Source organism: uncultured Corynebacterium sp. (assembly GCF_902782855.1).
In the GTDB taxonomy this organism is placed as follows: Bacteria; Actinomycetota; Actinomycetes; order Mycobacteriales; family Mycobacteriaceae; genus Corynebacterium.
Genome location: NZ_CACZOO010000249.1, coordinates 1 through 8,666, shown reverse-complemented (window position 1 = coordinate 8,666; position 8,666 = coordinate 1). Strand labels below are relative to the sequence as shown.

Sequence of the window (8,666 nt, the reverse complement as noted above, 5' to 3'; positions counted from 1 at the left end):
GGCGGTGAGCCGCTTCGCGCCGAGCTGCTCCAGACGGATGTCGAGGTCTTTGCCGGCCCGGCAGAAGTCGTCGTAGCCGGAGTCGCCGAGTCCGAGGACGGCGAAGGCCAGGTCCTCCAGCCGTGGCATCTCGGGTCCGTTGAGCTCCTCCCAGAACATCCCGGCGTTGTCCGGCATCTCGCCCTCACCGTAGGTGGAGGTGACGATGAGCACGTGGCTCGACCCTCCGGTGAGCGCGCCGACACCGGCGGCGTCGAGTTCGGTGACGTTGGCACCGAGTCCGGCAGCGCGCAGACCACCGGCGAGCTGGTCGGCGAGTTCGGAGGAGTTGCCGGTCTGCGACCCGAAGAGCACCTCGACGGTCAGCGTGGCGGCCGGACCCTGGTAGCGCTCGCGGCCGAGGTCGAGGCCGGCGAAGAAGCCGTCGAGCCAGGTCTGCTGCTCGACGGAGAACGGGGCCCCGGTGGGCAGGTGGAGGGTCATGCGGAGATTCCCTTCATCTCACGCCACCCGGCGACGAGGTCGTCGAGGGACGAGTTGGCGATGGCTTCGTCGACATGCGCGACGTCCATCCGGGCGGAGTTCTTCAGGTCCTGGTGCAGGATCCAGCCGTAGGTCGCCGGGGCGTCGATGCCGCGGACGTTGCGGCGCTCCAGGGAGGCCTTGTAGTCGCCGAGCCGCTTCGTGGCGATGAGGACCGCCAGCTGGGCGTCGTCGAGGGAGTCCATCGAGTCGCGCAGGTAGCGGACCACCTTCTGCATGACGAAGAAGTCCTCGGTGAGGATGAGCTTGCGGGTGGCGTCGTCGATCCGGGGGTCGGTGGCGTCGAGCGCGTCGGTGACCCGGTCGCGGGCGAAGTCACGCGCCACGTTGAGGATGGTGTAGCTGGCGATGAGGTCGAACATCGCCGCCGGGCCGTCGGGGGCGCCGGCGGAATCACCGCCGGGAACCCGGCCGTCGGCGACGAGGCGCTGGTCCCGGTAATCGACCTTGAAGGCGTGCAGCCGGTCGGTGGCCACCGCGGTCGCCAGCTCGTCGAGGAGTTCCCTGCGGGACGCCGCGGACAGGATCGCGTCGGCGTCCTGGTAGAGCAGCAGTGCCCGGGGCATCCCGCAGACCATGTGGCGGCGCGTGTTCTCCCAGTCCGCCACGAGGCGGGTGGCGAGCGTCGAGCCGGTGGCCTCGATGTGCCAGTCCAGCAGGGTCCGCACGGTGACCTCATGGAAGGGCTCGGCGTCCAGCAGCGGGAAGGTGACCAGGGAATCGTGGCTGGCGATGTCGGGGACAGTTCCCTCCGGGTCGTACTGGTAGAGGAAGCCGCCGGACATGCCGTTACCCAGCCCCTTGCCGACCGCACCGAGGTTGAGCACCGTGCCGTTGGTCATGTACTCCGCACCGAACTCGCCGATGCCCTCGACCACGGCGGTGGCACCGGAGTTACGGACGGCGAAGCGGTCACCGGCCTCGCCCTCGATGAACAGGCGTCCACCTGTCGCACCGAACAGAGCGAAGTTGCCGATGAGGACATTGCCGCCGGTGGCCGGGGAACCGCCGCCGGGGGAACGGACGATGACTGTTCCGCCGCCCTGGGACTTGCCGACACCGTCATTGGCGGTGCCGGTGTGCTCCAGTGTCAGGCCGTCGTTGCAGAAGACGCCGAAGGACTGGCCGGCAGAGCCGGTGGTGTGGACGGTGACGGTGCCGTCGTCGAGGAAGGCGCGGCCACGGTCATCGCGCAGGACGGCGGGCATGGCGTCCACCTCGGCGTCGGTGAGTGCGTCACCGGCACCGCGGTCGGCGGAGTTGTGGTGGTTGAGCAGTCGCTCGATGTCCACCGAGAGCTGGCCGCCGACCGACTTGTCCCAGTTGTGCAGGGTGATGCCGTCGATGTCGACGGTCCTCTCGCAGCGGTCGACGAGGGCCTCACGCACGGTGGTGAGCAGGGCGTCGTCGGTGGTGAAGTTCTTCTCCAGGTACACCGGGTCGGTGACCTTCTTCTCCGGGACGAGGGCGAGCATCTTGCGCAGGTCCAGGTGGCCGACGTAGGAGGGGTGCTCCAGCAGCTGCAGCAGGTCCGAGCGGCCGCGGGCCTCGCGCAGGGAACGGAGGCCCAGCCGGGAGAGGATGCCACGGACATCGTGGGCGATGTTGAGCAGGTACTGGGCCAACGCCCGCGGGTCACCGTCGAAGGCCTCCGCTTTGGTCGTCAGACCCGCCGGGCACTTGATATTGCAGTTCTTCGCCATGACACAGCGCAGCATCATCAGGGCCGTGGTGCCGAACTCGAAGGAATCGCCACCGAGCAGGGCGGAGACGACGACGTCGCGGCCGGTCTGGTGGGCTCCGGAGCAGCGCAGCACGACCTTGTCGCGCAGGCCGTTGACCAGCAGCGCCTGGTGCACTTCGGCGACACCGATCTCGGCGGAACGTCCGGCGTACTTCAGACTGGTCACGGCGGCGGCACCGGTGCCACCCGTGTTACCGGCGACGTTGATGACGTCGGCACCGGCCTTCGCCACGCCCACGGCGATCGTGCCGATGCCCTCGGAGGACACCAGCTTGACGATGACGCGGACGCGGGCCGCCTTGCAGTCGTGGATGAGCTGGGCGAGGTCCTCGATGGAGTAAGTGTCGTGGTGCGGCGGTGGGGAGACGAGCTCGATGCCCGGAGTGCCGCCACGGGCCGCGGCGATGTCCACGGTGACCTTCGGCGCGGGCAGCTGACCACCCTCGCCGGGCTTCGCACCCTGGCCGATCTTGATCTCCAGCTCCTCGAGCTGTGGGTCAGCGAGGTAGCCGGCCCAGATGCCGAAGCGTCCGGAGGCGAACTGCTTGATCCGGGAACCGCGGATGGTGCCGGCGCGCGAGAAGTGCTCGCCTCCTTCCCCGCAGTTGGACATGCCACCGGCCATGTTCGTGCCGTGGGCGACCGCTTCATGGGCGGTGGCGACCAGGGCGCCGTGGCTCATGGCGCCGGAGGCCAGGGTGCGGGTGATCTCGTGGGCGGGCTGAACCTTCGACAGGGGCAGGCTCTTCGGGGCCGGCTGCAGCATGCTGAGGAACCGGGCGGCCCGGCCGTGGGCCCCCACAACCAGTTCCGCAGCCGACACGCGCAGTGAGAGCACGGCGGGACCGAAGGAGTCGCGCAGCCAGACGGCGAGCTCGGCGTGGCCGGTGAGGCACCCGTCCTGGTCGGTGAGGACCAGGGACCAGGTGTCCGTGCCGACGGATTCGATGTCGAGCCCGCGGACGCAGATCGAGCCGTTGCCGTCGAGGGAGAACCGGCCGATCTGGCGTCCGAAGTCCCCGTGGTTGCGCAGTCCGGTGACATCGGCGGGCAGCGCGAGGATGTCACGCAGGGCGGAGGGACGCCGTGCGCGCTCGGCCTTGGTGGTGGACACGAAGTCGCGGTAACCGGGGGTGACCTTGAAGGAGTCGATCTGCTCCGGGGTCAGCTGGCCGAAACCGGCGTTGGTGTACGCCTCATCGGAGATGCCGAAAGCGTCGCCGAGCTGACCGAGGGTGAGCAGGCGCAGCTCGTCACCGGCGTCGGACGCAGCATCCTTCCCGCGCTTCACCGGCTTGACCGTCTTCCCCACCACAGCAGGGACAGGCAGCGCGAGCGGCTCATCTGTCAAGCCGGTGAAACCACGCACCGCACTGGTGCCGAAGGAGTGCCCAGCGCCCTCCGACCGCTCCTTGAACAGGCCGAGCAGCGGGATGTCGGAGTCAGACGAGATGCTCGCGGCACGGTGGTGCCACTCGGTCGCGGCCTCGGCGATGCGCCGGAATCCTACGCCGCGGACCGGGGCGTCCATGTGGGGGAAGCAGCGGGCCAGTGCCGGGTCACGGGTGTCGAGGTAGTTCGGCTCGAAGAACTCGCCGCCGATGTAGGACTCCACGGTGCACAGGCCGACCCGGCCCATCGTCTTGCCGAGCTGCTTGAGCGCGGCCTTGCGGAACTTGTCGAAGGCCTTGTCCGTCTCCGTGTAGTCACCGGCCGGGCCGGTGGGGGCGGGGTACTTCTCCTCGGCGCGCAGCCGGGCGGAGAGACTGTAGACCGCGGCGGCGCCGAAGCCGAGGGCGGAGGCGATGTGGTGGGAGCTGGGCAGCTGGCCGGAGTCCGCGATCACGGAGACCCGCATGCGCAGACCGTCGACGATAAGCCGCTGGTTGACCGCGGAGACGGCGAGCAGCAGCGGGATCGGGGCATGGGCGGAGTCCACCGACCGGTCGGAGAGCACGGCGATGCCGCCCTTCTCCGCGGCGAAGCGGGCCACCGCGTCGCACAGCCGGTCCAGGGCGCCGACGAGGGAGTCGGCGTTGGCGTCCGCGTCCCCGGCGAACGGCTCGTAGAGCAGGTCGAAGCGCCGGATCGGCACCAGGTCCTGCTCACGCAGCCGCAGCATGTCCAGGTGGGACAGGATCGGCGTCTCCACGACGATCTGGTGGGTGGGCTCGCGGGGGTCCTCGGCGTCCGTGCCGTCCGGCTTGGCGCCGAGGGCGACGCGGAATGTCATGCCGTCGGCCTCGCGGATGGAGTCCAGCGGCGGGTTGGTGACCTGGGCGAAACGCTGGGAGAAGTACTTCGCCACCCCGCCCTCGGTGTCCGACAGGGCGTTGATGGCGTTGCCGTAGCCCATCGCGGAGATGCGCTCGGCGCCGGTGGCGAGCATCGGGTCCATCATGAACCGGAAGCTCTCCTGGTTCATGGAGTAGGCGACGAAGCGGCCGGCGAGGGTCAGGTCGCCCTCGTAGCCGAGGGTGGTGGTGCCGCGCTGCATACCGGTCACCGGAATATCCCGGATGTCGGTGCGGGCGTCGGCCAGCAGGGACGCGTAGTCGCGCCGGGAGGCGAGTTCCTCCAGGGTCTCGCGGGTGCGGCGGATCTCCCCGGTGCGGTGGTCGAGGCTGAGCATGCCGCCTGCCTCGATGCGTCCGCGGTGGAGCACCTCGGCGGGGTCGGCGTCGAGCTGGCCGGCCTCGGAGGAGACCATGAGGTAGTCGGCGGTCTCGATGCTGCGCAGCGGGCGCAGGCCGAGGCGGTCGAGGCGGGCGCCGACGACGTCGCCGTCGTTGAAGATCAGGGCGGCCGGGCCGTCGTTCTTCTCCTCGTAGAGGGAGAAGTACTCCAGCATGTCACGCACCGGGGCCGGTAACGAACGGTCGTTCTCCCAGGCCGGCGGCATGAGGGAGACCACGGCCTCGACGATGTCGAGCCGGTCGTCGAAGACCCGGGACTGGAGGGTCTGGTCCAGGCGGGAGGAGTCCGACTGCCCGGGTGGTCGGATGATGTGGCGCTGGCGGGACGCTGCAGCGGCCTCGTCACTGATCCGGTTCTTGCGGTCGGTGTTCAGCTCACCGTTGTGCGCCATGAGCCGGAACGGCTGGGCCATCGACGGGTGCGGCTCGGTGTTGGTGGAGAACCGGGTGTGGAAGTACATGGTGCGCACACTGTGGCGGCAGTCGGTGAGGTCGGCGAACCAGGGGATGACCTCGTCGGCGTTCAGTCGGCCCTTGAGCACCTGGGTGCGGGTCGACAGTGACAGCGGGTACAGGCCCTTGAGTCCGGGACGCGAGTAGGCCTCCTGCTCGATGCGCAGCAGCGCGGAATTGGCGGCGCGGTCCGCGTCGGACGCGGTCATCGTCGCCGGGACGGTGAAGACCCACTGCAGGATCGGCAGCTGGTAGGCCAGTGCGGCGGGCCGCACGGCGGCCTCGTTGACCGGAACCTCACGCTCGGCGGCGACGACCAGCCCCTCCGCCGCCAGGGCGTCGGTGACGATGTCTCGGGCGGTCTGTTCCTGGTCAGCGTCCTCGGGGAGGAAGAAGTTACCGACTCCGAACCGGCGTTCCTCGAGATCGAGGCCGGTGACGGCGGAGAAGAACTCGACCGACAGGTCAATGTTCACGCCGGCACCGTCGCCGACACCCTCCGAGGACATGCCGCCGCGGTGGGGGATGGCACACAGGGCACGGTGGCCGCGGTCCAGGACGTCGTGGGTGGGAACGCCGTCTTTACGGGTGAGGAAGCCGACGCCGCAGGAGGAGTGCTCTCGGGACGGGTCATACAGGCCGAATGTCGAACTCATGAACGGGGTGCTCTTTCGCCTCGGGGACCCCGGCGGACGGCAACCGCTTGTGGCGGATCACTGCGCGAACTCCGGGAATGCCATTGCTCCGGTCAGGCAAGACTAACTGATGGAAAAACAGTGGTCTAATCGCATATTCGCAGGTCACACAGGTGAAATAAGCAGGAAACACCGTTGAAACATAGACGGCGCGAACCCCCGTATACGATGGAACGCATGAGCCAACAGACGCTGATCGCCCCCTCCATCCTCGCCGCCGACTTCGCCGATCTCGCCGGTGAGATCGCCAGGGTTCCCGGGGCTGACTGGCTGCACATCGACGTCATGGACAACCACTTCGTGCCGAACCTCAGCTTCGGTCTGCCCGTCGCCGAGGCGGTGCGCCGGTGCACGGACACCTTCACCGACGTCCACCTCATGATCGAGGACCCGGAGCGCTGGGCCCCGGGCTACGCCGCCTTCGGCAACGTCACCTTCCACCTGGAGGCCGTCGCCGACGTGGACGCCGCCATCGCCCTCGCCGCGATCCTGCGCGCCGCCGGCACCCGCGCCGGGGTCTCCGTGAAGCCGAACACTCCGGTGGAGCCGCTGCTGGACCACCTCGCGGACTTCGACCTGGTGCTGGTGATGAGCGTGGAGCCCGGGTTCGGCGGGCAGTCGTTCATGCCGGAGGTGCTGGACAAGGTCCGTGCCCTGCGCGCCCGGGTGGACGCGGAGGGGCTGGACACCCTCATCGAGATCGACGGGGGGATCAGCGTGGAGACCGCCGCGGTGTCTGCTGCGGCCGGGGTGGACGTCTACGTCGCCGGGTCTTCGGTCTTCGGCCGGGATGACCCGCAGGCGCAGGTGGACGCCATCCGGACCGCCGCTTCCGGCGCAGCTACGGCTGCGACCGGAGCGTGATGGACCCGTACCTGCGGTTCACCGGTGACCCGGCACTGGCGTCCGCGCTGGCGGTGGCAGACGCCGCAGGCCATGGCGTGCGCGGCACCACGAGTCCCAACCCTCCGGTCGGGGCGGTGATCCTGTCGGTGGACGGCGAACTCGTCGGCGTCGGCGGGACCGGTCCGGTCGGCGGGCCGCATGCCGAGGTCAACGCCCTGGCCGCGGCGGGGGAGAAGGCGCGGGGTGGCACGGCGGTGGTGACCCTGGAGCCCTGCAACCACACCGGACGTACCGGGCCGTGTGCGGTGGCCCTGGTGGAGGCCGGGGTCGCGCGGGTGGTCTACGCCTTCGCGGACCCCGGCGATGTCGAGGGAGGTGGGGCCGAGTTTCTCCGTGCCCGTGGGGTGGACGTCGCCGGACCGTTGGTCGGCCCGGACACCGATCTCACGGGAGTCCCGCAGTTCAGCGTGGAGCCGTGGTTGGCGTCCCGCCGGCTCGGACGTCCGCACGTGACACTGAAGTACGCGGGCACCCTGGACGGCTTCGCCGCGGCCACGGACGGGACCTCTCAGTGGATCACCGGGGAGGATGCGCGGGCGCGGGTGCACCTCGACCGCTCGCGGCGGGACGCGATCATCGTCGGCACCGGCACGGTGCTGGCTGATGACCCCCGGTTGACGGCGCGGCGTCCGGAGGGAGGTCTGTACGACCACCAGCCGGAGCGGGTCGTCGTGGGACGCACCGAGGTGCCGGAACATGCTGCGGTCTTCCCGGCGCTGCGGTACCGGGATGAGTCTCTGCCGCAGGTGCTCGCCGACCTCGGAAGCCGGGGGATCGTCGATGTGCTCGTGGAGGGCGGTCCGCGCATCGCCGCGTCCTTCATCGCTTCCGGTCTGGTGGACGCCGTGGGCGCCTACACCGCGCCCGCACTGCTGGGCGCGGGGATCCCGGTCGTCGCACCGGCGCCCGACGCACAGACGACCATGGCCGGTATCAGTCGGTTCACCCTACGGTCGGTGGAGACGCTCGGCGGGGACATCGTCAGTGTGAGTACACGGAACCACGGGTGATCCGGCGGGTGTGGTCCACTGCCTGAAGCAGTGGGCGGACGAGCTGTCATCTCGGAGGGCGACGTCCGGCTCATCATCGGTGACCACGTAGGACCAGGTAGGACCAGGTAGGACCACGTAGGACCACGTAGGCGGTGACGCTTCAGCGGGGCCTCAACCGCGCCCGACGTGCCGTCAGGACAGTCCAGCAGGGGACCCGGTCTCGGTCTGAGAATTGACGGCGGCCGGATAGGGCATCCCCCCGGGGCACCCGGCGCGACGTTCAGCTCCCTGGAGGAGTTCCTCCTGATCCCCGGACTGAAAGGCTCCGCCGAAGGTTCACCTCACGTACACCCTCACGCCACAGGTCGGTCGGACCCGCCTGTGGCGTGAGGGTGTACACATGGTGAACGAATTTCGGTGGGATGCCCTCCACGGCAGCTGCAGAGCCGATGGGGTACCACGTCCACGGGGCCGTGCAGCAGATCTGCGTCCGGCAGGACCTGCGGATACCCCACCGCAGGCGTAAAGGGTCGGGTTCCGGACACCGGTCAGGGGACAAACGGCTCACGGTGATCGGTGCCCGGCCGGTTCCCTCCACCGCCCGTGACAGTGTTCCGGTGGCGTTCTGGTGGCGTTC

5 protein-coding genes are annotated in these 8,666 nt (G+C 69.4%); 3 read left to right on the top strand and 2 right to left on the bottom strand.

Annotated elements, in window-relative coordinates; genetic code table 11:
* Both QZV72_RS10170 and QZV72_RS10165 read right to left on the bottom strand, forming a co-directional pair.
* Nucleotides 1–483 (bottom strand): flavodoxin domain-containing protein (locus QZV72_RS10170; RefSeq protein WP_297008132.1); only part of this gene is annotated, 483 nt, incomplete at its 3' end.
* Nucleotides 480–6,092, bottom strand: coding sequence for a glutamate synthase-related protein (locus QZV72_RS10165; RefSeq protein WP_297008129.1), 5,613 nt, complete (start codon nucleotides 6,090–6,092; stop codon nucleotides 480–482). The genes QZV72_RS10170 and QZV72_RS10165, both read right to left, overlap by 4 nt.
* Before the next feature lie 216 nt (nucleotides 6,093–6,308).
* Between QZV72_RS10165 and rpe the strand changes: the two genes are divergently transcribed.
* The 3 genes from rpe to QZV72_RS10150 all read left to right on the top strand — a co-directional run.
* On the top strand, nucleotides 6,309–6,995 hold the full coding sequence (gene rpe, locus QZV72_RS10160) for a ribulose-phosphate 3-epimerase (RefSeq protein WP_297008127.1): 687 nt from the start codon (nucleotides 6,309–6,311) through the stop codon (nucleotides 6,993–6,995).
* A complete protein-coding gene (gene ribD / locus QZV72_RS10155; protein WP_297008124.1) occupies nucleotides 6,995–8,047 on the top strand; it encodes a bifunctional diaminohydroxyphosphoribosylaminopyrimidine deaminase/5-amino-6-(5-phosphoribosylamino)uracil reductase RibD in 1,053 nt (350 codons plus the stop codon). Before rpe ends, ribD begins: the two co-directional genes overlap by 1 nt.
* A gap of 404 nt (nucleotides 8,048–8,451) precedes the next feature.
* Nucleotides 8,452–8,666 (top strand): hypothetical protein (locus QZV72_RS10150; RefSeq protein WP_297008122.1); only part of this gene is annotated, 215 nt, incomplete at its 3' end.